At 64.1% G+C, this 25,315-nt stretch carries 18 protein-coding genes; 13 read left to right on the top strand and 5 right to left on the bottom strand.

Annotated features, from left to right (window positions below; all coding sequences use genetic code 11):
• Nucleotides 1-5: 5 nt before the first annotated feature.
• From nirB to cysG, 5 genes are read left to right on the top strand one after another with little or no spacing between them, the layout of a single operon-like run.
• Nucleotides 6-2,432, top strand: a complete 2,427-nt coding sequence (gene nirB, locus C8N43_RS17030) for a nitrite reductase large subunit NirB (protein ID WP_107846939.1) — start codon at nt 6-8, stop codon at nt 2,430-2,432.
• A complete protein-coding gene (nirD, locus tag C8N43_RS17025; RefSeq protein WP_107846938.1) occupies nt 2,429-2,764 on the top strand; it encodes a nitrite reductase small subunit NirD in 336 nt (111 codons plus the stop codon). The genes nirB and nirD overlap by 4 nt, the downstream gene beginning before the upstream one ends.
• Nucleotides 2,761-5,337, top strand: a complete 2,577-nt coding sequence (locus C8N43_RS17020; RefSeq protein ID WP_107846937.1) for a nitrate reductase — start codon at nt 2,761-2,763, stop codon at nt 5,335-5,337. Before nirD ends, C8N43_RS17020 begins: the two co-directional genes overlap by 4 nt.
• Nucleotides 5,334-6,269, top strand: a complete 936-nt coding sequence (locus C8N43_RS17015; protein WP_107846936.1) for a glycosyl transferase family protein — start codon at nt 5,334-5,336, stop codon at nt 6,267-6,269. The genes C8N43_RS17020 and C8N43_RS17015 overlap by 4 nt, the downstream gene beginning before the upstream one ends.
• Nucleotides 6,266-7,663: a siroheme synthase CysG gene (gene cysG, locus C8N43_RS17010; protein ID WP_107846935.1), complete on the top strand. Its 1,398-nt coding sequence runs from the start codon at nt 6,266-6,268 to the stop codon at nt 7,661-7,663. The genes C8N43_RS17015 and cysG overlap by 4 nt, the downstream gene beginning before the upstream one ends.
• 234 nt (nt 7,664-7,897) lie before the next feature.
• On the opposite strand, the gene C8N43_RS17005 is transcribed toward cysG, so the two are convergent.
• The 3 genes from C8N43_RS17005 to C8N43_RS16995 form a co-directional block, all read right to left on the bottom strand.
• Nucleotides 7,898-8,341, bottom strand: a complete 444-nt coding sequence (locus C8N43_RS17005) for a universal stress protein (RefSeq protein WP_107846934.1) — start codon at nt 8,339-8,341, stop codon at nt 7,898-7,900.
• A complete protein-coding gene (locus C8N43_RS17000) occupies nt 8,338-10,950 on the bottom strand; it encodes a TRAP transporter permease (protein ID WP_107846933.1) in 2,613 nt (870 codons plus the stop codon). Before C8N43_RS17000 ends, C8N43_RS17005 begins: the two co-directional genes overlap by 4 nt.
• A gap of 94 nt (nt 10,951-11,044) precedes the next feature.
• Complete coding sequence (locus tag C8N43_RS16995) at nt 11,045-12,013, bottom strand: TAXI family TRAP transporter solute-binding subunit (RefSeq protein ID WP_107846932.1); 969 nt, start codon at nt 12,011-12,013, stop codon at nt 11,045-11,047.
• Nucleotides 12,014-12,289: 276 nt separating this feature from the next.
• Here C8N43_RS16995 and C8N43_RS16990 point away from each other — a divergent pair, with 276 nt between their 5' ends.
• Nucleotides 12,290-13,609 carry an aspartate aminotransferase family protein gene (locus C8N43_RS16990; RefSeq protein ID WP_107847339.1) on the top strand — a complete coding sequence of 440 codons (1,320 nt, stop codon included), beginning with the start codon at nt 12,290-12,292 and terminating at the stop codon, nt 13,607-13,609.
• Here the strand turns inward: C8N43_RS16990 and C8N43_RS16985 are convergent.
• Nucleotides 13,602-14,492, bottom strand: a complete 891-nt coding sequence (locus C8N43_RS16985) for a hydrogen peroxide-inducible genes activator (protein ID WP_107846931.1) — start codon at nt 14,490-14,492, stop codon at nt 13,602-13,604. The two genes, C8N43_RS16990 and C8N43_RS16985, sit on opposite strands and share 8 nt — an antisense overlap.
• Nucleotides 14,493-14,602: 110 nt before the next feature.
• On the opposite strand from C8N43_RS16985, the gene katG reads away from it, so the two are divergent.
• From katG to C8N43_RS16950, 7 genes are all read left to right on the top strand, one after another.
• Nucleotides 14,603-16,783, top strand: coding sequence for a catalase/peroxidase HPI (katG, locus tag C8N43_RS16980; RefSeq protein ID WP_107846930.1), 2,181 nt, complete (start codon nt 14,603-14,605; stop codon nt 16,781-16,783).
• Between the two features lie 114 nt (nt 16,784-16,897).
• Nucleotides 16,898-18,148, top strand: coding sequence for an NAD(P)/FAD-dependent oxidoreductase (locus C8N43_RS16975; protein WP_107846929.1), 1,251 nt, complete (start codon nt 16,898-16,900; stop codon nt 18,146-18,148).
• Between the two features lie 21 nt (nt 18,149-18,169).
• A complete protein-coding gene (locus C8N43_RS16970) occupies nt 18,170-19,144 on the top strand; it encodes a TRAP transporter substrate-binding protein (protein WP_107846928.1) in 975 nt (324 codons plus the stop codon).
• Nucleotides 19,145-19,202: 58 nt separating this feature from the next.
• A complete protein-coding gene (locus C8N43_RS16965) occupies nt 19,203-19,916 on the top strand; it encodes a TRAP transporter small permease (protein WP_107846927.1) in 714 nt (237 codons plus the stop codon).
• On the top strand, nt 19,913-21,223 hold the full coding sequence (locus C8N43_RS16960) for a TRAP transporter large permease (protein ID WP_107846926.1): 1,311 nt from the start codon (nt 19,913-19,915) through the stop codon (nt 21,221-21,223). Before C8N43_RS16965 ends, C8N43_RS16960 begins: the two co-directional genes overlap by 4 nt.
• Nucleotides 21,187-21,888: an aspartate/glutamate racemase family protein gene (locus C8N43_RS16955; protein WP_245913067.1), complete on the top strand. Its 702-nt coding sequence runs from the start codon at nt 21,187-21,189 to the stop codon at nt 21,886-21,888. Before C8N43_RS16960 ends, C8N43_RS16955 begins: the two co-directional genes overlap by 37 nt.
• A complete protein-coding gene (locus C8N43_RS16950; RefSeq protein ID WP_107846924.1) occupies nt 21,889-23,829 on the top strand; it encodes a sensor histidine kinase in 1,941 nt (646 codons plus the stop codon). It abuts the gene before it with no gap.
• Between the two features lie 118 nt (nt 23,830-23,947).
• On the opposite strand, the gene C8N43_RS16945 is transcribed toward C8N43_RS16950, so the two are convergent.
• On the bottom strand, nt 23,948-25,315 hold the full coding sequence (locus C8N43_RS16945; RefSeq protein WP_107846923.1) for a sigma-54-dependent transcriptional regulator: 1,368 nt from the start codon (nt 25,313-25,315) through the stop codon (nt 23,948-23,950).

Below are 25,315 nucleotides of genomic sequence, written 5' to 3'. Positions count from 1 at the left end.
CTGACATGACCCAGAAACTGATCGTCATCGGCGCAGGCATGGCGACGGGCAGGATGTTGGAGACCTTGGTCGACGCCAATGCCGACTACGATATCACCCTGATCAACGGCGAGCCGCGCGGCAACTATAACCGCATCATGCTCTCCCCCGTACTGTCCGGCGAGAAGACATATGCCGAGATCGTCACCCATGATGACGACTGGTACGCACAACACGGCATCAGCACCCGCTTTGGCTGCTTCGTACAAGCCATTGACCGCAAAGCCCGGACCGTCACTCTGGCGACGGGCGAGGTGCTGGTCTACGACAAGCTGGTCTTTGGGACCGGCTCCAATCCGTTCATGATTCCACTGCCAGGCGCCCATTTGGACGGCGTCATCGCCTACCGCGACCTGGAGGACACGGAGCGCATGATGGGCCTTGGCCCAGAGCACAAATGCGTCGTGATCGGCGGCGGGTTGCTGGGGCTCGAGGCCGCCGCCGGCATGGCCGCGCGCGGCGTGGACGTCACCGTCGTTCACATCATGGGCCACCTGATGGAGCGCCAGCTTGACGAGGCGGCGGGCTACCTGTTGCGCAAAGCCCTTGTCGACAAGGGCATCACGGTCAAATGCTCCGCCAACTCTAAAGAGATACTGGGCAAGGACGGCCATGTCCGCGCCTTGCTGCTCGATGACGGAACCGAGCTGCCATGCGATCTGCTGGTCATGGCCGTCGGCATCCGCCCCAACGTGTCGCTTGCGCAGGACAGCGGGTTGGCCGTGGGTCGGGGCATCCATGTGGACGACCAGATGGTGACATCCGACGCCAACATCCTCGCCGTGGGCGAATGCGTGGAGCATGACGGCGCGATCTTCGGCCTCGTCGCTCCGCTTTATGACCAAGCCAAGGTGGCCGCCGCGACGCTGATGGGCGAGGACGCGCAGTTCGTTCAAAAGGAGCTGTCGACCAAGCTGAAGGTCACCGGGTGCGATCTGTTCAGCGCGGGCGATTTCGCAGATGGCGAGGGCCGCGAGGACATCGTGTTCCGAGACCCGGCGCGCGGGGTTTACCGAAGGCTCGTGATCACCGACAACGTCGTGATCGGCGTGGTCATGTATGGCGACACTGCCGACAGCAACTGGTTCTTCGGCCTGATCCGCGACAAGACCGACATTTCCGACATGCGCGACACGCTGATCTTTGGCCCCGCCTATCAAGGGGGGACCCCCCTGGACCCTTTAGCAGCTGTTGCAGCCTTACCGCGTGACGCGGAGATCTGTGGCTGCAACGGAATCTGCAAAGGGCAAATCGAAGACGCGATTGCTGCGGGCGCCTCTGATCTGGGCGCAATCAAGGCCACCACCAAGGCCAGCGCGTCCTGCGGGACCTGCACCGGGCTGGTAGAGCAGGTGTTGGCGGTGACGCTGGGCGACGATTTCGTCCTGCCCGCTGCGGCAAGCATCTGTGGCTGCACAGACATGACCCATGAGGACGTGCGCCGCATGATCAAATCACAAAGGCTGACCTCGATGCCCGCGGTTTGGCAGGAATGCGCCTGGAAGACCGTCGATGGCTGTCATGTCTGCCGCCCGGCGCTGAACTTCTATTTGCTGGCGGATTGGCCCCTCGAATACCAGGACGATCCGCAATCGCGCTTCATCAATGAACGCAAGCACGCCAACATCCAAAAGGATGGCACGTTCTCCGTGGTCCCGCGCATGTGGGGCGGCATCACCACCCCCAACGAGCTGCGCGCCATCGCCGACGCGGCCGACAAATATGCAGTGCCAACGGTCAAGGTCACCGGCGGCCAGCGTATTGATCTGCTGGGTGTTCGCGGCGAAGACCTGCCGGACATCTGGGCCGATCTGAACGCGGCTGGAATGGTCTCCGGCCATGCCTATTCCAAGGGTCTGCGCACCGTGAAAACCTGCGTTGGCACCGACCACTGCCGTTTCGGCACCCAGGACAGCACCGGCTTGGGCATCAAGCTCGAAAAGGAGCTTTGGGGCTCATGGACGCCACACAAGCTCAAGCTCGCGGTCTCCGGCTGCCCGCGCAACTGCGCCGAGGCGACCTGCAAGGACATCGGCGTGGTGTGCGTCGATAGCGGCTATCAGGTCAGCATCGGCGGTGCCGCTGGCATGGATGTCAAGGAGACGGAGCTGCTGGTTCAGGTCGCGTCAGAGCAGGAGGCCATCGACACGATCAAGGCCGTGACCCAGCTTTACCGCGAGAACGCAAAGTATCTCGACCGTATCTACAAATGGATGAACAAGGTCGGGCTCGACTGGATCAAGGAGCGCATCGAGACCGAGCGCGCCGCGTTGGTGGATCGCTTTGAGCTGAGCCAGTCCATCTACCGCCGCGACCCGTGGGCCGAACACGCCCGCGACAAGGCGCAAAGCTATCAGCCTCTTGCCAACCTGTCTCTGGAGGCCGCCGAATGAGCAACTGGATCGACATCGCCCCCCTCAGCGACATCCCCAAGCGCGGCGCACGAATGGTCAAGACCGCGCTCGGGTGCGTGGCCGTCTTTCGCACAGCGCAAGACGAGGTGTTCGCGTTGAACAATGCCTGCCCGCACAAGGCGGGGCCGCTGGCCGAGGGGATCGTGCATGGCAAGTCGGTGACCTGCCCGTTGCACAATTGGGTCATTTCGCTGGAGACCGGCGAGGCGCAGGGCGCCGACGAGGGCCGCGTCACCACTTACCCTGCCCGGGTCGAGGGCGGGCGCATTCTGCTGGACCGCACCTTCCTGCGGGCAAGGACTGCCGCATGAGCCTGACCCGCACAACCTGTCCCTATTGCGGGGTTGGCTGCGGCGTTCTGACGAACGCAGACGGCACCATCAAGGGAGACCCGGATCATCCGGCAAACTTTGGGCGGCTGTGTTCCAAGGGCGCCGCCCTCGGTGAGACGATCGATCTTGAGGGCCGGTTGCTGCACCCCACGGTGAATGGCGCGCGCAGCGATTGGGACACGGCGCTTGATCTTGTCGCCGGGACATTCAGCGCGGCCATCGCAGAACACGGGCCCGATAGCGTCGCCTTCTATGCCTCAGGCCAGTTGCTGACCGAGGACTACTACGTCGCCAACAAGCTGATGAAGGGCTTTATCGGCTCGGCCAATATCGACACGAATTCGCGTCTTTGCATGGCGTCCTCCGTGGCAGGCCACAAGCGCGCGTTTGGAACGGACACGGTGCCGGGAACCTATGAGGATCTGGAGCAGGCCGACCTGGTTGTGCTGGTCGGATCAAATCTCGCGTGGTGCCATCCGGTGCTCTATCAGCGCATCGCGGCGGCAAAAGAGGCACGTCCCGGCTTGCGCGTCGTCAACATTGACCCACGCCGGACAGCCACAAGCGATCTGGCGGACTTGCACTTGTCCATCGCACCGGACGGGGATGTCGCGCTGTTCAACGGCCTGTTGGCGCATCTGGCACAGACCGGCAAGATCGATGCGACGTATACGTCCGCGCATGTAAACGGCGTGGCAGAAGCCATTGCGTCAGCGCAAACGTCTGACCTCAGGGATACCGGCCTCACAGAACAGGAGCTTGCCACTTTCTTCCGTCTTTGGGGCGGAACCGACAAGGTCGTGACGGTCTACTCCCAAGGCGTGAATCAATCGAAGGTCGGCACCGACAAGGTCAACGCGATCCTGAACTGCCACCTTGCGACGGGGCGGATCGGCAAGCCCGGCATGGGGCCGTTTTCGGCCACAGGGCAGCCCAATGCCATGGGGGGGCGCGAGGTTGGCGGTTTGGCCAACATGCTGGCCAACCATCTTGAGATCGCGGATGCAGACCACCGCGTCGCGGTTCAGAATTTCTGGCAAAGCCCCACGATCTGCTCCCGCCCCGGCTTGAAGGCCGTCGACCTGTTCCAGGCCTGCGCGGACGGAAAAATCAAGGCGCTGTGGGTCATGTCCACGAACCCTGCGGTGTCCCTGCCGGATGCCGATGGCGTTGCCGACGCCATAAAGAGAGTCCCGTTTGTCGTCACTTCCGACATCATGGCGCGCACCGACACCTGCGACCTGTCACAGGTGCTTCTGCCCGCTCTGGGCTGGGGCGAAAAGGACGGCACAGTCACCAATTCCGAGCGGCGCATCTCGCGCCAGCGGGCGTTCTTGCCCGCGCCGGGACAAGCCCGCGCCGACTGGGACATCATCAGCGATGTGGCCCGACGCATGGGCCACGGTCAGGCCTTTAACTACAACTCTCCGAGAGATATCTTCGCTGAATATGTCGCCCTGGATGCGGCTACGTCGCACTTCCCGCGCGACCTCGATCTGAGCATCTTCGCCGATGCCGATTATGCCGCCTTGGTGCCGACCCAATGGCCACGCAACGGTCACCGCTTCTTTGCCGACGGACAGTTTTATCACGCGGATGGCAAAGCGCAGATGGTCGCTGTCACTGCGCCCAAGCTCTCCAAGCCGCGCTTCGCCCTGAATACGGGCAGAAACCGGGACCAGTGGCACACCATGACGCGCACAGGAAAATCCCCACGGCTGGGAGCGCATCTGGCTGAACCCTATGTGGCGATCCACCCGGACGACGCGACTGATCTGAACGTCGATCCGGGCGCTGTGATCGAAGTTGAAAGCATCTATGGCAAGGCGCTGTTGCGGGCCATGGTCACTGATCGCGGCGCACCGGGCCACTTGTTCGCACCGATGCACTGGACACGCCAACGCACCAAGGCAGGTGCAATCAACAGCTTGACGGCTCCGGTCGTCGATCCCGTCTCTGGACAGCCCGCGCTGAAATCCGGTCCCGTGACGGCGCGGGTGTACCGCGCGGCGTGGTACGGCTTCCTCGCCTGCCGCCGCCAGCCCAAGCCGCAAACAGCTTACGCGGCGATCGCGCGCACGGCGACCGGGTGGCAAGCGGAACTGGCAGGGGCAAGAGAGCACGATGATTGGGCCGATCAAACTCAGCGGCTGGTTGGAGTGCCGGACGCCGACATCTCCGTTCAGACCGATATAGCCAGCGGAACCACGCGAATTGCCCTGGTGCAGGGCGGAACGATCGAGGCGCTGATGTTTGTTGCGCCCCGTCCGGTTGTTGTGGCGCGCAACGCCGTCATCGGCTTGATCGGCACCGACACACCCCCGCTTGCGGCACTTGCTGGGCGCAACGCCGCAAACCTCTGCGATCCGGGGGCGACCATCTGTGCCTGTTTCAACGTGGGGCGCAACACGCTGATATCCGCAATCGCCGCCGGAGCCCATTCCGTGACCGCACTCGGGGACGCGACCTGCGCGGGGACAAATTGCGGCTCCTGCAGGCCCGAGCTCAAATCCCTTATCGCGGAGGCATCAATGCCGATGGCTGCCGAATGAGCCTCGCTCCGTTCGTTCGCATCGTCGCCCGCGGCGCCGGGCGGGCTCGTCCACTTACGTTGCATGAGGCGCAAGAGGCCATGACGCTGATCTTGCGTGGTGACGCCGCGCCGGAAGCCGTCGGCGCGCTTCTGATGGTCCTGCGCTTGCGCGGCGAGACTGTCGAGGAAATCGCAGGGTTCACGGCGGCTCTTCGAGCCCACGCTTCGGGAACTCTGCCGAAAGCCGATCTCGACTGGCCGAGCTATGCCGCCGGGCGCAGCCGGGGGGCGCCGGTGTTTTTGCTAGCGGCGCGGCTGGTGACGCAGGCCGGATATCGCGTGTCGATGCATGGCTGGAACTCACATCAGTCGGCCAGCGCATCGGTGCGCGAGGCCTTGGGTCGGGCCGGTGCGGGCGTGATGTACACGCCGCTAGAGACGCTCAGCCCTGCGGCTTTCAAATTGCTGAGGCTGCGCGACACGTTCGGGCTGAGGTCCTGCATCAACACAGTTCTGCGTTTGTGGAACCCATCGCAGGCGCCGGTCAGCGTGCAAGGAGTGTTCCACCCGTCCTATCGCAGTTTGCAGGCCCAGGCCGCCGATCTTCTGGGACAACGCGACCTGGCGATCATCAAAGGTGGCGGGGGCGAGTTTGAGCGCCATCCCTCCAAGGACATCGCCATCTATGGCCTGCGCGACGGCGACCATATCAAGGAAACGGCAGATGCTCTTCTGCACGACGTTCGTCGTTTGCATGACGCGGGAAAGACCGTTGATCTGCGTGGTCTCTGGCACGGGTCCGTAAAGGATGAGTTCGCCACAGCAACAGTGACCGGAACTGCCGCCCTCGCGCTTTGGGCGCTCAAGGCCGCACCGACCCTGACCGATGTCGATCACATGGCCCGCGGCCTTTGGGATGCACGCCACCAGACAGAAAGCCTTTCCGCATGAAAACCTTTCCAATGTTTTTGCAAATGGCGGGTCGCCGCGTGGTCATCGTGGGCGGCGGCGAACAGGCCGCGCAGAAAGCGCGTCTGATCCTGAAGACACAAGCCAAGATCGTAGTCCTGGCCCAAGATTTGGATCCGGAATTGTCGGACCTCGCAGTGGCAGGCTGTGTGACGCATCAGGCGGGTCCGATTACGCCGGAAAGCTTTGCAGAAACTGCGCTGGTCTTTATCGCGACCGGCTGCCCCGGCATGGACATGGCGCTGCATGCACTGGCCAAGGCGGCGGGCGCGACCGTCAATGTGGTAGATCAACCGGGCCTGTGCGACGCGATCACACCGTCGATCGTGGACCGTGATCCGGTGGTCGTGGCGATCGGAACCGAAGGCACGGCCCCGGTGCTGGCGCGTCAGATAAAGACCAAGCTGGAAGAAAGCCTGGAGCCGCGACTTGGGGATCTCGCGGCCCTAGCAGGTCGGATGCGGTCGGCCGCCGCGGCGCGGCTTGCGCCCCGGATGCGACGCGATCTGTGGCGTTGGGTGTTCAACGACACGCCTCGCCAGCTGTTCACCAGCGGGTCTGAACGGGAGGCCGCCAAACTGATCAAGTCGGCGATCACCACAGGCGATTTTGGCGTGTCACAGGGCGGAAGCGTGAGCCTCGTTGGCGCGGGCCCCGGCGCGAAAGACCTCATTACCCTGCGCGGCGTTCAGCGTCTGCAAGAGGCCGATGTGATCTATTACGACCGCCTGCTTGATCCCGAAATCCTCGAACTTGCCCGGCGTGATGCAGAGCGTGTGTACGTCGGCAAAGCACCGGGCTGTCACAGTTGGCCGCAAGAAAAAATCACGCAGACGCTGGTGTCAGCCGCCAAACGAGGACAGCGCGTCGTCCGCCTCAAATGCGGCGATCCGGGCGTGTTCGGACGCAGCACCGAAGAAATCGATGCATTGAAAGCGGCGGGCATACCGGTAGAGATCGTGCCCGGCGTCACTGCGGCGTGCGCCGCCGCTGCCAGCGCCGGCCAAAGCCTCACCGATCGCGGCCGCGTCGACACCTTGGTCCTGACCACAGGCCACCGCGAGAACGGCTACGCCGTCCCTGATCCAATCAACGATATTCGACCCGGAACATGCGTTGCCCTCTACATGGCAGTCGGCGCGGCGCACCAGATCATGAACAGTCTCAAGACCAAGCATCCGCACGCAGCATTCGAGGTGCAGATAGTCGCGAAGGCCCAGCGAAAGGGTCAAATCCTGCTCAAATGTGCCCTTGAAGAACTTGCGGAAACATTGAACGCCCACGGCATTAGGGGTGAAGCGATGCTCACCATCACATGGGCCCGCAGTGCCGCAAAATCAGAAGACCGAACGACCGTTCTGAGTGCTGCTTCCTGAGGTTTTGCGTCAGACAAAACCGACGAGATCGGCAACTCGCCGAGAGCGAAGGCCAGCAAATGCCCGTACAGATCCGATAGGTTGCAACTTCAGTTCTCAGCTCGTGTGTGCCAGAGACATCTGGCTGCAGCGTGGGATGCTGTTTGGTGACCCAGTAAATGATCTGCACTCGTCAGACCATTAGACAAAATTGTAGACAGGCCCCGTCTCCGCCATAAAAGTCTTTCAAGAGCGCTAGCTGTGCCCGCTGCGCACCACAAAGACGGAGCAGGTGCCGTGGCGGACGATGCGGGCGGCGTTGGGGCCGAGGAGGTAGTCCTTGAGGTCCGGGTCGTGGGCGCCGAGGACGATCAGGTCCGTGTTGCTCACTTCTGCGGCGTGCAGGACCTCCTGGTAGACGCTGCCGACGGCCACGATGTGCCGGACAGCCTTGTTGCGCTCTGGCCCGAGCGTATCGTTCACCAGCGCGTCGAGCTTGGCGCTCGCGTCATCCTGCGCCGTTTTGACATGGTGATCCTGCAGGTAGGCTCCGACGACGGACGCGCCGAAATCAGGAAGGACGGAGATCACGTCAAGCTGCGCCCCATCCAGATCGGCGAGGCGTGCGGCCATGCGCAGGACTTCTGCCTCCTCGGCAGGGCGGTTGATGTCGACGGCACACAGAACGGTCTTGATCATGCCAATTCTCCTTCACGGACCGCGGGCGTGGCCCGGCGGCTTTGCAACAGGGCAATGAGGGCGAGCAGCAGCAGGGCAGGGATGAAGATCAGCTCCTTGGGCAACTGATCGGCTGTTGCCTGCACCGAGGTGATCGCGACCGGCTCGTCGCCGTAGAAGTCGAAGGAGGACAGCGCGTCGGCAAGCTCGGTCCCGAAGGCGGGCTCTTCGAGCCGCTGGGTTTCGCCCTCCGGCACGATGATCAGGCCGAGCGCATCGAGCCGCGCCTGCGCGCCGTCGGCATCGGGGACCGTGAGCGGCACGGTGACGTCTTTCATCTCCAGCGTGTCGAAATCCGGGCCGGAGATCACCGTGCGCAGCGAGCTGCCGGGGGCGGCGCTCTCGAGCGCTGCGCTGAACTCTGCGGGGGCGATCTGCTCGAACGGGGGCTGGATCTGGTTCATGAAGACGCCCGGGCGGAACAGCGCAAAGGCCACCAGCAGCAGCGCGGCGGTCTCGTAGAAGCGCGACTTGGTCAGGAACCAGCCCATCGTGGCGGCCGTAAAAACGAGGATGCCGATGGTCGAGACGATGAAGACAATAATGCCCTGCGTCCAGGTCACGTCGATCAGCAGCAGGTCGGTGTTGAAGATGAACACGAACGGCAACGCCACAGTCCGGAGCGAGTAGAAGAAGGCGATGAAGCCGGTGCGGATGGCGTCACCGCCGGACACGGCCGCCGCGGCGAAGCTCGCAAGCCCCACGGGCGGCGTCACATCCGCCATGATCCCGAAGTAGAACACGAACAGGTGCACGGCGATCAGCGGCACGACCAGGCCGGACTGCGCGCCCAGCTCAACCACGACGGCGACCATCAGGGACGACACCACGATGTAGTTGGCCGTGGTCGGCAGTCCCATGCCAAGGATCAGCGACAGGATCGCCACGAAGATCAGCATCAGGATCAGGTTGCCGCCGGACAGGAACTCGACGAAATCGGCCATCACCTGACCGATGCCGGTCAATGACACGGTGCCCACGATGATGCCCGCCGTGGCGGTCGCAAGGCCGATGCCGATCATGTTGCGCGCGCCGTCGATCATGCCGACCACCAGGTCGATCAAGCCGTCGCGCAGGCGGCTCATCGCATTGACCTCACCACGGAACATGGCCTTGAGCGTCTTCTGTGTCAGCAGGATCCCGAACAGCAGCATCGTCGCCCAGAAGGCCGACAGTCCCGGCGACTTGCGCTCGATCATCAAAAAGTAGACCAGCACGATGATCGGCAAAAGGTAGTACAGGCCGGATTTGTAGATCTTGGCCAAATCCGGCAGCTCGACCACCTCGGCGTTGGGGTCGTCGGGCTCCAGATCGTCGGTCTGGGCGGCAAGGTAGACCAATCCGACATAGATCAGCCCAAGCAGGGCCGACAGGATCCAGCCGGAGCCCGCGGGGAAGAGCGACACGATGGCCTTCACCGGGAACTGGGTGGCATAGCACAGCACCGCAAAGCCCGCGAAGAAGGCGAACATCCCACCGATGGTGCGGCCCATGGATACAACCTTGTTGCCGATCGTCGGCATGTTGTTCTTCACCGCTTCCAGATGCACGATGTAGACCAGCGCGATGTAGCTGATGATTGCGGGCAGGAAGGCGTGGGTGATGACCTCGACGTAGGAAATCCCGACATATTCGACCATCAGGAAGGCCGCGGCGCCCATCACGGGCGGCATGATCTGGCCGTTGACCGACGAGGCGACCTCGACCGACCCGGCCTTCTCCGCGGAGAAGCCCACGCGCTTCATCAGCGGGATCGTGAACGTGCCGGTGGTAACCACATTGGCGATGGAGGAACCCGAGATCAGGCCCGTCGCGGCAGAGCCCACAACGGCTGCCTTCGCAGGGCCGCCACGCAGGTGTCCAAGCGCACCAAAGGCCATCTTGATGAAGTAATTGCCCGCGCCCGCCTTGTCCAAAAGTGCGCCGAACAGCACGAAGAGGAACACGAATTTGGTCGACACGCCAAGGGCGATGCCAAAGACCCCCTCGGACGTGATCCACATGTGGCTCATCGCCTTGCGCAGGCTCGCGCCCGCCCAGCGGATTTGGTCGGGGACGACCTCGGACGCGCCGAAGAAGACGTAGCCCAGAAAGATCACTGCCAGAAGCACCATGACCGGGCCAAGGGTCCGGTAGGCGGCGATGAACAGGAAGATCAGACCGGCCAGGCCGAAATAGGCGTCGCTGGCGTCGGCGAGGCCGCCATTGCTGACGATCTTGTCGTAGAAGAAATAGCCGTAAAGCGCCAGAAACGCGCCGCCGATGCCAAGGATCCAGTCATACCACGGGATGCGGTCGCGCGGGCTGGCTTTGAACAGGGGATAGGCCATCGCGGACAGGAAGATGGCGAAGGCGAGGTGGATCTGGCGGGAGTTGTTGATCAGGTCGCCGGGCAGCAGGTAGGGCGCGGCGGGGGAGGCGAGCAGGACCTGGAAGATCGACCAGATCAGGGCTGTGGCCGCGATCATGCGGCCGACGGCCCCGGTTGGGCTGCGGGCGCCGCTGTCGCTCGCGGCGACGAGCTCCTGGAGCTCTTCTTCGGTCAGCGCACGTTTCTCGGATTTCGCCATGATGTCCCCCTGTGGCCCACGTTCTGTCGGGCTTTTTGTTCTGGGCATCCGGGGGCGAAAGCCGCCCCCGGACATGTCGCAAGCAGGCGGTCGATTACTCGATCAGGCCCGCTTCCTTGTAGTACTTGGCCGCGCCATCGTGCAGCGGGGCGGACAGACCGGCAGAGGCCATTTCCGCAGGCTCAAGGTTGGCGAAGGCGGGGTGCAGGCCCTTGAAGTCTTCCATGTTCTCGAACACCGACTTCACCAGCGTGTAGACCACATCCTCGGACACGTCCGCGGAGCTGACGAAGGTCGCGCCCACCCCGAAAGTGGCCGTGTCGCCGTCATTGCCGCGATACATGCCGCCCGGGATGGTGGCAGAGCGGTAGAAGGAATTGTCCGCGATCAGCTTGTCGACGGCCTCACCGGACACTTCGACCAGCACGGAATCGCAGGCCGTGGTGGCTTCCTGGATCGAGCCGGAGGGGTGACCGACCGTGTAGACCATCGCGTCGATCTGGTTGTCGCAGAGCGCGGCAGACTGCTCCGCGGCCTTCAGCTCGGTTGCGAGGGCGAAGTCATCGGTGGTCCAGCCCATGGCCTCCATCAGCACTTCCATCGTGCCGCGCTGGCCGGAGCCGGGGTTGCCGATGTTGACGCGCTTGCCCTTGAGGTCCGCAAAGGTGGAGATGCCGCTATCGGCGCGGGCCACCACGGTGAACGGCTCCGGGTGCACGGAAAAGACTGCGCGCAGCCCTTCGAACGGGCCGGCCTCTTCGAAGCGCGACGAGCCATTATAGGCGTGGTACTGCCAGTCGGACTGGGCGACGCCGAATTCCAACTCGCCCTCGCGGATGGTGTTGATGTTGTAGACCGAGCCGCCGGTGCTCTCGACCGAGCAGCGCACGCCGTGGTCGCGGCGGCCTTTGTTGACCAGTCGGCAGATCGCGCCGCCGGTGGGATAATACACCCCGGTCACGCCGCCGGTGCCGATGGTGATGAACTCTTCGGCCATCGCGGCCGGCGCCATCACGGCGGCCGTCGCAAGCCCCGCGGCCGCAAGTTTCAGTTTAGCAAACATTGGTTTCTCCCATTTGGTTTGTCGTCTTGTGAGGTGAGCGTCTCCGGTCCGACAGGGCGGCCAGCGATCGTTTTTGTACCGCGGGTCGCGCCGGCGGTGAGTCTCAATTTCACGAGCCTAGGAGCGGGGCGCAACAGGTGGCAAGGGAAAACCCACATTTTTCAATGGCTAGACTGATGGTCGGCGCGCGCCGCGCGCTTTGCCACTTCCCGATCACGGCGCGGGTGGCATAGGATCGTGGCACGGCCCCTGCAATCGCTGCGATTGGATTTTGAGATGTCACATGTCTTCCCCCGGCACAGCCGTTCCAGCCCGCCCGTGGCCACCCGTGGCGAGGGGGTCTACCTCTATGATGCCAGCGGCAAGCAGTATCTCGACGGCTCCGGTGGCGCGGCGGTGTCCTGTCTTGGCCATGGCGACCCGGACGTCACCGCCGCGATCAAGGCGCAGGCAGACACGCTGGCCTTCGCCCATACCGGCTTTTTGTCGTCCGAGCCCGCAGAGGCGCTCGCAGACCGCCTGATTGCCCACGCGCCTGCGGGCATCGACCGGGTCTACCTGGTTTCCGGCGGATCGGAGGCGGTCGAGGCCGCCATGAAGCTCGCGCGGCAATACGTCATCGAAATCGGCCAGCCGCAGCGCACCAAGTTCATCGCCCGCAAGCAAAGCTATCACGGCAATACGCTGGGCGCCCTTGGCACCGGCGGCAATATGTGGCGGCGGGAGCCGTTCGACCCAGTAATGGTGTCGGCTAGCCACATCTCGCCCTGCTACGAATACCGCCTGCGTAAGGACGGCGAGAGCGCCGTCGAATACGGCCTGCGCGCCGCGAACGAGCTGGAGGCCGAGATCCTGCGCCTTGGCCCGGACAACGTGATCGGTTTTCTGGCAGAGCCCGTGGTCGGCGCCACGTCCGGCGCGGTTCCGGCGGTGGAGGGTTATTTCAAACGCATCCGCGAGATCTGCGATCAATTCGGCGTGCTGCTGATCCTCGACGAGGTGATGTGCGGCATAGGGCGGACGGGGACCTTCTTCGCCTGCGAACAGGACGGCATCTCGCCCGACATCGTGACCATCGCCAAGGGGCTGGGCGGCGGCTACCAACCGATCGGGGCGATGCTGTGCACGGCCACGATCTACGACGCGATCGCGCAAGGCTCCGGTTTCTTCCAGCACGGGCACACCTACCTCGGTCACCCCATCGCCTGCGCCGCGGCCAATGCGGTCGTCACGAAGCTGACCGACGGCGGCATGACCGCCCGGGCGGCGCAGATGGGAGAGGTGCTGCAAGAGCGGCTTCTGGCCGAGTTCGGCCAGCACCCCCATGTGGGCGATATCCGGGGACGTGGCATGTTCCGCGGGGTGGAGTTGGTGGAGGATCGCGACAGCAAGGCGGTGTTTGACCCGGCGCGCGGGGTGGCGGGCAAGCTCAAAAAGGCCGCGTTCGAGAATGGCCTCATCTGCTACCCGATGAGTGGCACAATTGACGGGCGGCAGGGCGACCACGTCCTGCTGGCGCCGCCCTTCATCATCTCCGAGGCGCAGATCGACGAGCTGGTGGGCAAGCTGTCGAAATCCATCGCTCAGGTTATCTAGCCGCCTCGCGCACGATTTCTGACAGCTGCGCCAGTTGGGCCGCCATCGGGCTGGTCTTGCGCCAGATCATTCCGATGCTGCGCCGTGGCTGCGGCTCCGGGAAGCGGGCGACGGAGACCTGCGCCGATTGCGTCTCGATCTCCAGCGCCATCTCCGGGATCAGGGTGACGCCGACGCCCACATTCACCATCTGCACCAATGTCGACAAGGAGCTGCCATCGAGCATCTCGCGCGGTGGGGCCGCCGTCGTCAGGTTGCAAAAGGACAAGGCCTGATCGCGGAAGCAGTGGCCTTCCTCAAGCAGCAAGAGCCGCATCTCGCGCAGCGCCTCGGGCGACGGCACGGGCTTGTCGCGGTCCGCACCGGGGCGCACGAGCACGAAGCGTTCCGTGAACAGCTCGACTTCGGAAAATGCGGGCTCCGAGACGGGCAGGGCGACGATGGCGGTGTCGATGCGCCCCTCGCTCAGCTCCTTGATCAGCCGCGGCGTCATGGTCTCGCGGATATGCAGATCGACCTCCGGGTGGGCCTTAGACAGGGTCTGGATGACCCGCGGCAGCAGATAGGGCGCGACCGTGGGAATCACCCCGATGCGCAGCCGCCCGGCGAGGCCGTGCGATGCGGCCCGTGCCACGTCGCCCAGCTCGTCAACGGCGCGCAGAATGTCGCCGATGCGCCCGGCCATCTGCTCTCCCAGACTGGTCAGGCGCACTTCACGCGGGCCACGCTCGAACAGCTGCGCGCCAAGCGCGTGCTCCAAGTCCTTGATCTGCACCGACAAGGCGGGCTGCGAGATCGAGCAGATATCCGCCGCGCGCCCGAAATGGCCCTGCAAAGCGAGGGCTTCGAAGTATCGCAATTGTTTGAGTGTCACCTGCGCCATAGGTTTTTCCTATCGACATCATCAGAAAATACAACTTCATCTAATGGGGCGCGGTTGGTATGTCACCTTAGAACCATTCCACATTCACCCAATCAGGATCGGAGATCACCATGGACGGACCCGTCGAAAAGGTAGGCAAATGCCCAGTCATGGGTGGCGCGCACAAGCACAGCAGCGTCGGCACAACCGCGAACCACCGCTGGTGGCCGAACCAGCTGAGCCTGAAGCCGCTGCACCAGAATAATCCGCGCGGCAACCCGCTGGGCAACGATTTCGACTACCGCGAAGCATTTCTGGAGCTTGATCTCGACGCAGTGAAAGAGGACCTGCGCGCCCTGATGACCGACAGTCAGGAATGGTGGCCCGCCGATTACGGCCACTACGGCCCGTTCTTCATTCGCATGGCATGGCACTCCGCCGGCACCTACCGCATCGGTGATGGTCGCGGCGGCGCGGGGGCCGGATCGCAGCGCTTTGCGCCGCTCAACAGCTGGCCCGACAACGTCAACCTCGACAAGGCGCGCCAGCTGCTTTGGCCGATCAAGGAGAAGTACGGCCAGAATCTGTCCTGGGCCGACCTGATGATCCTGACCGGCAATGTCGCGATCGAGAGCATGGGGCTGGAGACGTTCGGTTTCGCCGGGGGCCGTGCCGATATCTGGGAGCCGGAAGAGGACATCTACTGGGGCCCCGAGGGCGAGTGGCTCGCCGACGAGCGCTACAGTGGCGACCGCGAGCTGGAAGGCCATCTGGGCGCCGTGCAGATGGGTCTGATCTACGTCAACCCTGAAGGCCCCAACGGCAACCCGGACCCGCGCGCTTCTGCCCGCGACATTCGCGAGACCTTTGGCCGGATGGCGATGAACGACGAAGAGACCGTCGCGCTGATCGCCGGTGGTCACACCTTCGGAAAGGCCCATGGCGCGGCCCCGGACAGCAATGTCGGGCCGGAGCCAGAGGGCGCCCCGATGGAAGCGATGGGTATGGGCTGGATCTCCAAGCACGGGATCGGCAACGGCGAGGACACGATCTCGTCCGGCCTTGAAGGTGCGTGGACCAACAATCCGATTGCGTGGGACAACAGCTACTTCGACAACCTGTTCAACTACGATTGGGAGCTGACCAAAAGCCCCGCGGGCGCGCATCAGTGGACCCCAAAGAACCCGGAGGCCAAAGGCACCGTGCCGGACGCCCACAACCCCGACAAAAGCCACGCGCCGGTGATGTTCACCACCGACCTCGCCCTGCGCGAGGACCCGGCCTACAACAAGATATCAAAGCGCTTCCATGAGAACCCCGAGGAGTTCGGCCGCGCCTTCGCCCGCGCCTGGTACAAGCTGTGCCACCGCGACATGGGCCCCTACGTGCGTGGTCTGGGCAAGGAAGTTCCGGCCGAGCCCGAGTTGTGGCAGGACCCGATCCCCACGCCCGATTACACCCTGTCGGATGCGGATGTGGCCGAGCTGAAGAACCACATCGCGGCCTCCGGTATCTCGGTGGCGGACATGGTGCAGACCGCTTGGGCCTCTGCCGCGACCTACCGCCAGACCGATATGCGCGGCGGGGCCAACGGCGCCCGCATCCGCCTCGCACCGCAAAAGGACTGGGAGGTCAACCGCCCGGCAGAGCTGGCAGGCATCCTCGACAAGCTCGAGCAGGTGCGCGGCGACTTCGGCAAGCCCGTGTCGCTCGCGGATGTGATCGTTCTGGCCGGTGGCGTAGGCGTCGAGCTTGCGGCCAAGGAGACCGGGCATGACATCACCGTGCCGTTCACCCCGGGCCGGGGCGACGCGACGGACGAGATGACCGATGCCGACAGCTTCGCGCCGCTGGAGCCGACCTTTGACGGCTTCCGCAACTACCTCAAAGGCCCGCATCTGCGGGAGGCGCCCGAGCTTCTGGTCGAGCGGGCCAACTTCCTTGGACTGTCCGCGCCTGAAATGACGGTGCTGGTCGGTGGTCTGCGCTCCATCGGTACCAATGCCGACGGCTCGCAGAACGGCATCTTTACCGACGCGCCGGGCACGCTGAACCGGGACTTCTTCAAGACCCTGCTGGACCTGCGCATCAAGTGGGCGCCCACGGGCGACAACGCCTACGAGGGCACCGACCGCGCCACCGGCGAGACCAAGTACACCGCCACCGGCGTGGACCTGATCTTCGGCTCCAACTCGCAGCTGCGCGCGTTGACGGAAGTGTACGCGGCTTCTGATGCGGAAGAGAAGTTCGTCACGGACTTCGTGGCCGCCTGGGTCAAGGTGATGGAGAACGACCGCTTCGATCTGGAGTAAGTCGTCTCTTACAAGAACAAAGAAGGGCGCCCCACTTCAAGTGGGGCGCCCTTTTTCGTGGTTGAATGAGCGCGCGCGATTCACGAGGGTTGGCCGCATCTGAAGGGGGAGCGCATGAAAAAGGTCATCGTGGCGGGCGCAGGGATCGTCGGCGTGTCCTGCGCCATCTGGCTGCAGCGCGCGGGGTTTGACGTCACTATCGTGGACCGGGCGGGCCCGGCCTCTGGCACCAGCCACGGCAATGCGGGCGTGCTGGCCGCGGGGGCGGTGGTGCCGGTCACCGTTCCGGGGCTTCTGCGCAAGGCGCCGGGCATGCTGTTCGATCGCAATGCGCCGCTTTTCCTGCGCTGGTCGTACCTGCCGAAGCTTCTGCCCTTTCTGCGCCGGTACATGTCCTATGCCACGGACGCGCATGTGGACCTCTACGGGCGCGCTATGGGCTCGCTGTTGCATGACAGCGTCGATCAGCATCTTGCCCTGGCAAAGGGCACAGGCGCGGAAAAGTTCATCGGGCTGGAGGATTACTGCTTCGGCTACCAGACCCGCGCGATGTTCGAGGCCGACGCCTACGCCTGGTCCAAGCGCCGCGCCGCGGGCGTCGTGTTCGAGGTGGTCGATGGCGCAGAGTATCACGCCACCGACCCGATCTTTGGCGACGCCTTCGAGGTGGTCGTGCGCTGCAAGAACCATGGCCGCATCTCTGACCCCGGCGCATATGTGAAGGCGCTGGCCGATCACTTTGTGGATCAGGGCGGCACGCTGAAACTCGCAACCATCGAGGACCTCGAAATGGACGGCGGCGACATCACGGCCCTCGTGACCGATCAGGGCGAGATGCGCGCCGACACCATCGTTTTCGCGCTGGGGCCGTGGTCAAAGGCCATCGCCCACAAGCTGGGTGTGACCGTCCCCTTTGAAAGCGAGCGCGGCTATCACATCGAGCTGGTGAACCCGTCCCAGATGCCAAAAAACCCGATGATGGTCGCTTCCGGCAAGTTCGTGATGACGCCCATGGAGGGCCGCATCAGGCTGGCGGGCGTCATCGAGTTCGGCGGGCTCGACGCAGGCGCAAGCCGCGCGCCGCTCGATCTGATGAAGCGCGAGGCGGCGAAATTGCTACCCGGCATCACCTATGACCGGATCGTCGAATGGATGGGCCACCGCCCTGCGCCCGCTGACAGTTTGCCCCTGATCGGCGCCAACACCGCGCAGGGGCGCAGTTATTCCGCCTTCGGTCATCAGCACGTTGGGTTGACAGGTGGGCCCAAAACGGGTCGGATCATCGCGGACCTCGTGCGGGGGGAGGCCCCCAATATGGATCTTTCCCCGTTCGACCCGCAAAAATATGCCGCCAAAGCGCGGTGACTGCCAACCTGGGAGAACTCCATGAAATTCACTGCAACTTTCGCAGCCTCCGCGCTCGCGGCCACAGCGGCCTTCGCCGACGGCCACGCGCAGAACTGGGACATGCCGATGGCCTATGCGGCCACCAACTTCCACTCTGAACAGGGCGTTATCTTTGCCGAGAAGGTGGCCGAATACACCGACGGCGCGATCAACATCACCGTGCATCCCGGCGGCTCGCTGTTTGGCGGCGGCGACATCAAGCGCGCGATCCAGACCGGTCAGGTCAATATCGGCGAGCGCTTCATGTCTGCCCATGCCAACGAGGCCCCGCTGCTGGGCTGGGACAACCTGCCGTTCATCGCAACCAGCTACGAAGAGAATGCCAAGCTGTGGGAAGCCGCCCGCGACAAGGTCAACGCGCAGCTGGCCGATCTGAACCTCGTGGCGCTCTACACCTGCCCGTGGCCGGGTCAGGGCTTCTATTTTGCCAAAGAGGTCAACAGCTCCGCTGACACCCAAGGCGTCAAGTTCCGCTCCTACAACTCCGCGACGGCCACTTTCGCTGAAGAGCTGGGCATGATCCCCGTTCAGATCGAAGCCGCCGAGCTGTCTCAGGCGCTGGCCACCGGTGTGGCGTCGGCCTTCATCTCGTCAGGCTCCACCGGTTACGACCGCAAGGTGTGGGAGCATCTGACCCACTACTACAAGGTCAACGCCTGGCTGCCGCGCAACTACGTGATGGTCAACACCCAAGCGTGGGAAGGGCTGTCTGACGAGGTGCGCGCCGGCATGCAGAAAGCCGCCGACGAGACGGCCGAGAGCTGTGCCGCCAGATCTGCCGAGCTGTCGGATTTCTACTTCGAGGAACTCGCCAAGAACGGCATGACCGTTGAGGACGCCGGTCCGGACTTCCTCGCAGAGCTCGAAACGATCGGCGAGAAGATGACGGCCCAGTGGCTTGAGGAAGCCGGGGCTGACGGCCAGGCGATCCTCGACGCCTACAACGCCAACTAATCTGGCGCGGCCAGCCTCACGCGGGGCTGGCCGATCCTCTTTCTAAGGACATGATCTGATGCGCGACTGGTCCCCGGTCCTTGGCCTGCCGCTTTGGGCATGGCTGTTTGTCTTTCCCAGCCTAATCGCCATTGCCTGCCTGATCGCAGGCCCCCGGCTTGAGCGCGTGTTGCGCCCGCTGTGGCGGCTGCTGGATGGGCTGTATTTCGCGTCCGGCATGGTCGCGGCCTTCTTCATGTGCACGATCCTCGCGCTGATCGTGGCGGGCATGGTGGCCCGCTGGACCAGCGTCGCCTTGCCCGGCACGACAGAGTTCGCAGGCTACGCCATGGCCGCGACATCCTTCTTCGCGCTGGCCCACGCGCTGACCCGCGGCGCGCATATCCGCGTGTCGATCCTGTTGAACATCCATCCGTTTCTGCACCGCTGGCTCGACGTCTTCGCCGTGTTCGGCGCGGCGGTGATCGCGACCTATTTCGCGCGCTACGCCATCAAGACCAACATCTTCTCCGAGATGCTCAATGACCGCACGCAAGGCCAGGACCAGATCCCCGAATGGCTGGTCACACTGCTCAGCCTGCCCGCCCGCGCCCCCGGCGAATGGGGCGCGGCGATGTCTGAAAGCACGTCAGAGCTGGTCTACACCCCCGTCTGGGTGCCACAGCTTGCCATGTCCATCGGCACCGTACTGCTGGCCGTGGCGCTGTGGGACACGCTCTACCGGATGCTGATCACCGGCAGAAATCCCATCGAAGCGGAGGCCGTCGAATGACCGAAGCCTACGCCACGATCGTCTTCCTCTTCGTCCTGTTCGCGCTGCTCGGCAGCTCCATCTGGATCGGTCTCGCGCTCATGGGCGTGGCATGGGTCGGGTTGGAGCTCTTCACCTCCCGCCCCGCAGGCGACGCGATGATCACCATGATCTGGACCTCGTCCTCCAGCTGGACGCTCACCGCCTTGCCGCTGTTCATCTGGATGGGCGAAATCCTCTACCGCACCCGGCTGAGCCAAGACATGTTCCGCGGCCTCGCACCGTGGATGCGCTGGCTGCCCGGCGGCCTGCTGCACACGAACATCGCTGGCTGCACGATCTTCGCTGCCGTCTCCGGCTCATCAGCGGCCACGCTGACCACGGTGGGCAAGATGTCGATCCCGGAGCTGCGCGCGCGCGGCTACCCCGAATACATGATCGTAGGCACGCTCGCGGGGGCGGCCACGCTGGGCCTGATGATCCCGCCATCCCTGACGCTGATCGTCTACGGCGTCTCGATCAATGAGAGCATCATCAAGCTGTTCATGGCGGGCATCATCCCCGGCCTCGTGCTGGCGGGTCTGTTCATGTCCTACATCATCGCCTGGCATTTCATCAAACCGGGTCAGCGCCCCGCGCCCGAGCCGTCCATGTCGCTGGGCGAGATGCTGGCCGAAAGCCGCTTCCTGATCCCGGTTTTGCTGCTGGTCTTCGCGGTCATCGGCTCGATGTATTTCGGCTGGGCTACCGCGACCGAGGCCGCCGCCGTCGGCGTGCTCGGCTCCCTGACGCTGGCCGCGTTTCAACGCTCCCTGACGTTGGAAACCTTCGGCGCAAGCCTTATGGGCGCCACGCGCACCTCTGCCATGATCGCGCTGATCCTGATGGGCGCGGCCTTCCTGTCGCTGTCGATGGGCTTCACCGGATTACCACGCGCACTCGCCGCATGGATCGACGAGATGAACCTGTCCCCCATCACGCTCATCGCGGCGCTGACGGTGTTCTATATTATCCTCGGCATGTTCCTCGACGGCATCTCGTCCGTGGTGCTGACTATGGCCATCGTCGAGCCAATGATCCGTCAGGCCGGCATCGACGTGATCTGGTTCGGCATCTTCATCGTCGTGGTGGTCGAAATGGCGCAGGTGACGCCGCCCATCGGCTTCAACCTCTTCGTGCTTCAGGGCATGACCCGCCACGAGATCAGCTATATCTCGAAAACCGCCATTCCCATGGTCGGCCTGATGCTGCTGATGGTGGTGATCTTGGTGATCTGGCCGGAGCTTGCGACATGGCTGCCCAACAACATCCGCCAATCCCCGGGATGACCCCCGCGCTGACGGTCTTGCAGCTCGACACGACCTTCCCGCGCATCCCCGGCGATATTGGTTGCGTCGGGACCTACCGCGCCGCGCCCGAGATCGTCAAAATCCCAGGTGCTGCGGTGGCGCGGATCGTCACATCAGACCCCGCCAGGATCGATATTGCGCCTTTCGTGCAGGCCGCGCAGGCGGCGCAAGGCCAGCTGATCACCACCTCCTGCGGCTTTCTCAGCTATTGGCAAAGCACCATCGCCGACGCGCTCGACCGCCACTTTATCAGCTCCGCCCTGATGGCGTTGCCGACGCTCGATCTGTCGCCAAACGAGCTGCTGATCTGCACCTTCGACCCGGACAAGCTCAACGCCGCCCACCTGCCTGACCCGCGCTTTGCGTCCTCAATCGTGGGCCTCGCCCCCGGCACCCACCTGCGCCAAGTGATAGAGGGCGATCTGGCGCATCTCGACCCCGACCGGGCCCAGCTTGAGCTGATCGCCACCCTCCGCCCCCACATCACCGACCGTACGCGGCATATCCTGCTCGAATGCACCAATATGCCGCCCTACAAGCGCGCCATCGCGCAGGCGTTCGGCTTGCCCGTCAGCGATATCCTCGACCTGATCGAGGCGGCGCAGCCCGGAACGATCCACCCCGACTTCCTGAGCGCGACCTAGATGAGCGCGGTCCTCACATCCGTCCGCGTGCGCCTGCTGTTTCTGGCGTTGCTGCCTTTGCTCGTCCTACTACCGGTTATGCTTGGCGTCGGGCTCAGCCGCTGGTCCGCCCGCTTCGATGCGATCCTGATCGAAAACGTCGCCTCCGACCTGCGCATCGCAGAGCAATACCTGCAGCGCATCCTCGCCAATACCGAGACGGAGCTGCGCGGCGTCGCTCGCTCCGACGATCTGCGCCGCGCGCTCGAGGACGGTCGCACGGAGGCGTTCCTTGAGCGCGAGCGCGAACGTCTCGGCCTCGACTTCCTGCGCTTTGTGCCAGCCGATGCGGCGCGCGCGTCGATCAACGCGTGGCCCATTATCGCCGATGCGCTCGACGGGCTATCCCGCACAGAGGTGGATATCTTCACCCTCGACGCGCTGGCGGCCCTCTCCCTCGCGCTGCCCGCCCGCACCACGATCCAGCTGATCCCGACAGAGGCCGCCGTGCAGACTGACCGCACGGTCGAGGATCGCGGCATGGTCGTGCATTCCGCCACGCCCGTCCGCACCGCCGGGCAGAAAGGGGCGCTGGTCGGGGGAACCCTGCTGAACCGCAACCTCGGCTTCATCGACACGATCAACACGCTGGTCTACCAAAGCGACGGCACCGATATCCGGCAAGGCACGGCGACGCTGTTTCTCGAAGACGTGCGCATCTCCACCAATGTCCGCCTGTTCGAAGACGTGCGCGCCCTTGGCACGCGGGTCTCGGCCGTCGTCCGCAATGCCGTGCTGGACCAGGGGCAGACGTGGCTCGACCGCGCCTTCGTGGTCAACGATTGGTACATCTCCGGCTATCTGCCGATCACCGACAGTTTCGGCACGCGGGTGGGCATGCTCTATGTCGGCTTTCTGGAGGCGCCTTTTGCCGCTTCGAAACGCGCAGCCTATCTGACGATCATTGCCTCGGTGCTGGCGCTGTTGCTGGTCTCCGTGCCGCTCTTCCTCTGGCTCGCTCGCGGCGTCTTCGCGCCGCTCGAGCGGATGAGCGACACGATGCAAAAGGTCGAAGAGGGCGATCTGGGTGCTCGCATCGGACGGGTTGGCACGCGCGACGAGATCGGCGAGGTCGCCCGCCACCTCGACACGCTGCTCGATCAGGTGCAGGAACGCGACCGCAAGCTGCGCGCCTCGGCGGATGAGCTCAACGACCGCGTCGATGCCCGCACAGCCGAGCTGCGCGACGCCAACAAGAAGCTCGAGGCGACATTCCAGCAGCTGGTCCTGTCCGAAAAGCTCGCCTCCATCGGCGAGATCACCGCGGGCGTCGCCCATGAGATCAACAACCCCATCGCCGTGATCCAGGGCAATGTCGATGTGGTCCGCGCCACGCTGGGCGGGCAGGGGGCCGAGGTGGAGACAGAGCTGACCCTGATCGACCAGCAGGTCTCCCGCATCAACGCCATCGTCGGCAAGCTGCTGCAATTCGCGCGCCCGTCCGAGTTCGGCGCCGATGCAGAGGCCGTGGACGTGGCGCAGGTGGTCGAGGATTGCCGCGTGCTGGTCGACCACGCCGTCTCCCGCGATCACGCTCGCATCGAGATGGATCTGACCAAGACAGCTCCCGTGCGCATCAACCCCGGCGAGCTGCAACAGGTGGTCATCAACCTGATGATGAACGGCTTGCAGGCGATGGAAGGCCAGCCCGGCCTGCTGCATCTGTCTCTGTCGGAGCAGGCAGGTCAGGTCATCCTGCGCGTCCGCGACAGCGGCCCCGGCATTCCCGAGGATAAACTCTCCGAGATTTTCGATCCCTTCTTCACCACGAAACGCGGCGGTGGCACCGGGCTGGGCCTGTCGATCAGCCAGACCCTGATCCAACGGGCAGGCGGTACAATCTCCGCCCGAAATGCCCCAGAAGGGGGCGCCGAATTCTCGGTCTCCCTTCCAAAGGCCTGAAGGCCCTTGTTCTCCATTTGGTCAGAAATACTCTGGTGGGATGCCCGTGCGGCGGGAGGTGAAACCTCCCAAGAGCATATATGGATCACGCGCGGCGAAGCCGCTCTTTTGGATCACGTCACACGCCCCAGGCCGCGCATTTGCGATCAATGGTCTTGCGCGACACGCCCAGCCGCCGGGCGGCCTCGGCGCGATTGCCGCCCACTTGATCGAGCATCTGCATGATATGGCGCTGCTCGACCATCTCCAACGTCTCCATCGCGGGTTGCTCCGCCATCCGACCCTCGCCGGAGAACTCCGGCGGGAATGCTCCCAAAATGACCGAGCGTTCAATTAGATTGCGCAGCTCGCGCACATTGCCGGGCCAGCCGTAGCGGTTGAGCTTCAAGAGCACGGCATCGTTGAGCTCCAGCGCGGGCATGCCAAGCGCTTTCGAGATCTGGCGCATGAACATCGCGGCCAGCTCCACCACATCGCCCTGCCGATCCTGTAGCAAAGGCATCTGCACATTCACCACATTGATGCGGTGGTACAGATCGGCGCGGAACTTGCCCGCGTCGACCTCGGCGCCCAGATCCGCATTGGTGGCAAATAGGAAGCGCAGGTCCACATGGACCTCGCGCTCGGACCCAATCGGGCGCACCCGGCGGTCTTCCAGCACCCGCAAGAGCATCGCCTGCACCTGCTCGGGCAGCTGCGCCACCTCGTCCAGAAACAGCGTGCCGCCATCGGCGTAGAACAAAAGCCCATCCTTGCGCGGCGCACCCGCCTCGACGGTGCCGAACAACTCTTCCGCGATCCGGTCGGGCGAGATCGCGGCGCAGTTGATCGGCACGAACGGTTTGTCCGCCCGGTCCGATTGCGCATGCAGATTGCGCGCGGCGATCTCCTTGCCCGTGCCAGACGCGCCGGTGAACAGCACGGTGGTCGGCAGGGGCGCCAGCTTGTCGATCATCGCGCGGACGCGGCTGATCCCGTCGGAATTGCCAAGCAGTCGACCTCGCGCCGCAGACGTTTCCTCATTCAGCAGCTCGTGGCGCAGCAAATAGTTCTCGCGTCGCAGGTTCTTGCGGTCCAGCGCCCGGGCCACGGCGTTCAGGATCTGGTTGGCGCGAAACGGCTTCAGCACGAAATCCGTGGCGCCTGCCCGTAGCGCGGCGATCGCGGTTTCCAGATCGGCATAGGCGGTGATCAGGATCGCATCGGCATACAGCCCGATCTTGCGTTGCGCGCGCAGCCAATCCAGCCCCTTCTCGTCGGGCATGATGTTGTCGAGCACGACCAGATCGAAATGTCCCTCATCCAGCCGCGCGCTGGCCTCGGCGGAGTTGCTGGCCTCTTCCACCCGCCGCACCCGCGGCGCGAGCGTCTTGACCAGGAAGTTGCGCATCCCGGGCTCATCATCGACCACCAGGATCGACGCTTGCGCCAGGCTCTCGCCGAACTCGCTGGGCGGCGGAACCGCGCTGAGCGCGCGCTCGCCCAT

The sequence above is a fragment of the Litoreibacter ponti genome (genome assembly GCF_003054285.1).
Taxonomy (GTDB): Bacteria; Pseudomonadota; Alphaproteobacteria; order Rhodobacterales; family Rhodobacteraceae; genus Litoreibacter; species Litoreibacter ponti.
Note: the sequence above shows the minus strand (reverse complement) of the source record. Positions and strands in the feature narration are given on the sequence as shown.

Excerpts from the sequence above, each read along its gene's own strand:
- nirB (WP_107846939.1), top strand. The coding sequence starts at position 6 with ATGACCCAGAAACTGATCGTCATCGGCGCAGGCATGGCGACGGGCAGG.
- nirD (WP_107846938.1), top strand. The coding sequence starts at position 2,429 with ATGAGCAACTGGATCGACATCGCCCCCCTCAGCGACATCCCCAAGCGC.
- C8N43_RS17020 (WP_107846937.1), top strand. The coding sequence starts at position 2,761 with ATGAGCCTGACCCGCACAACCTGTCCCTATTGCGGGGTTGGCTGCGGC.
- C8N43_RS17015 (WP_107846936.1), top strand. The coding sequence starts at position 5,334 with ATGAGCCTCGCTCCGTTCGTTCGCATCGTCGCCCGCGGCGCCGGGCGG.
- cysG (WP_107846935.1), top strand. The coding sequence starts at position 6,266 with ATGAAAACCTTTCCAATGTTTTTGCAAATGGCGGGTCGCCGCGTGGTC.
- C8N43_RS17005 (WP_107846934.1), bottom strand. The coding sequence starts at position 8,341 with ATGATCAAGACCGTTCTGTGTGCCGTCGACATCAACCGCCCTGCCGAG.
- C8N43_RS17000 (WP_107846933.1), bottom strand. The coding sequence starts at position 10,950 with ATGGCGAAATCCGAGAAACGTGCGCTGACCGAAGAAGAGCTCCAGGAG.
- C8N43_RS16995 (WP_107846932.1), bottom strand. The coding sequence starts at position 12,013 with ATGTTTGCTAAACTGAAACTTGCGGCCGCGGGGCTTGCGACGGCCGCC.
- C8N43_RS16990 (WP_107847339.1), top strand. The coding sequence starts at position 12,290 with ATGTCACATGTCTTCCCCCGGCACAGCCGTTCCAGCCCGCCCGTGGCC.
- C8N43_RS16985 (WP_107846931.1), bottom strand. The coding sequence starts at position 14,492 with ATGGCGCAGGTGACACTCAAACAATTGCGATACTTCGAAGCCCTCGCT.
- katG (WP_107846930.1), top strand. The coding sequence starts at position 14,603 with ATGGACGGACCCGTCGAAAAGGTAGGCAAATGCCCAGTCATGGGTGGC.
- C8N43_RS16975 (WP_107846929.1), top strand. The coding sequence starts at position 16,898 with ATGAAAAAGGTCATCGTGGCGGGCGCAGGGATCGTCGGCGTGTCCTGC.
- C8N43_RS16970 (WP_107846928.1), top strand. The coding sequence starts at position 18,170 with ATGAAATTCACTGCAACTTTCGCAGCCTCCGCGCTCGCGGCCACAGCG.
- C8N43_RS16965 (WP_107846927.1), top strand. The coding sequence starts at position 19,203 with ATGCGCGACTGGTCCCCGGTCCTTGGCCTGCCGCTTTGGGCATGGCTG.
- C8N43_RS16960 (WP_107846926.1), top strand. The coding sequence starts at position 19,913 with ATGACCGAAGCCTACGCCACGATCGTCTTCCTCTTCGTCCTGTTCGCG.
- C8N43_RS16955 (WP_245913067.1), top strand. The coding sequence starts at position 21,187 with ATGGCTGCCCAACAACATCCGCCAATCCCCGGGATGACCCCCGCGCTG.
- C8N43_RS16950 (WP_107846924.1), top strand. The coding sequence starts at position 21,889 with ATGAGCGCGGTCCTCACATCCGTCCGCGTGCGCCTGCTGTTTCTGGCG.
- C8N43_RS16945 (WP_107846923.1), bottom strand. The coding sequence starts at position 25,315 with ATGGGCGAGCGCGCGCTCAGCGCGGTTCCGCCGCCCAGCGAGTTCGGC.